Below are 1,098 nucleotides of genomic sequence, written 5' to 3'. Positions count from 1 at the left end.
CGCCGGACTCGGGTCAGCGCAGGACGCCCGCCTCGGTGGCCCGGCCCTCGGCCACCGCCGTGCGTCGGCGTTCGGCGAACACGCCGAGCACGAGCAGCAGCCCGCCCGCGGCGAGCAGCGTGAGCAGCCACGGTCCCGCCGAGATCGTGCGACCCAGCTGCGCCGCGAAGACGCTCAGCACCGCCACCGGCAGCGCGCCCGCCCCGAGGACGAGCGGCGCGCGCAGCATCTCGCGCGCGCCCTCGAGCATGAAGCCCAGCGCGAGGACGACCACGAGGATCGCGCGCCAGGTCATGGGGTCGGTCCAGATCGCCAGGATCGACGGGCCGAGGGTCGCCAGGATGCCCGGGGTCAGCGTGGCGAGCGACGTCGTGCGGCCGACCGGCCACGCGGGCCGGGGTGCGCCCCCGCCCACCACCCCCGAGCCGACGGCCCACGGGCCGGGACGACCCGCGCCGACCGCACCCGGGCCGGGCAGCGTCGCGCCGGGGCGGGGCGTGACGTCGGCGAGCGCCGCGCGCAGGGCCACCCAGCCCATCGCCGTCAGCGCGAGGCCGAGCGGGAGGGCGAACACCTCGACGCGCAGCTCGCGCGGGCTCCACGCCCCGATCGCCCACGCGAGCGCGGCGAGCCACAGCACCCAGCCCGGCGGGACGTCGGTCGCGAGCGTGCCGCGCGACCGGGAGGCCTCGGACCGCACGGCGGCGACGGCGAGCGCGAGCAGGCCGAGCTCGACGACCCAGCCGGTCCACGTCAGCGCCCAGGACGGTCGCACGGCGACCAGCGCGCCGACGGTGAACGCGAGCAGCGCCGGCGCGAGCGCCCAGCGACGCAGCACGACGACACGGGCAGCGCGGCGCGGGTCCGGCCCGGCGGGGGCAGCGGCCCAGGGCGCAGCGCCGCCCACCGGCGGCGCGGCGCCGGCCGGGGCGGACGCGAGCCGGTCGACCAGCAGCCGACCCAGCGCGCCGAGCAGCACCGCCCCGACGAGCGACCACACCAGCGCCGCCCCGAACAGCCGGGCGTTGGCCACCCCGCCGGCGACGGGCGTGCTCGCGGCGAGGTGCGCCGCCCGGACCGCGCCCGCGAGCGCCGCCG

General features: G+C 80.4%; 1 protein-coding gene. It reads right to left on the bottom strand.

Features of this window, described 5'->3' with window-relative positions:
- Window positions 1-13: 13 nt before the first annotated feature.
- Window positions 14-1,098, bottom strand: a 1,085-nt coding sequence (locus tag FA014_RS20415; protein ID WP_230323460.1) for an SCO7613 C-terminal domain-containing membrane protein, incomplete at its 5' end; no start/stop codon positions are given.

This window comes from Cellulomonas hominis (assembly GCF_005239125.1).
Taxonomy (GTDB): Bacteria; Actinomycetota; Actinomycetes; order Actinomycetales; family Cellulomonadaceae; genus Cellulomonas; species Cellulomonas hominis_A.
Note: the sequence above shows the minus strand (reverse complement) of the source record. Positions and strands in the feature narration are given on the sequence as shown.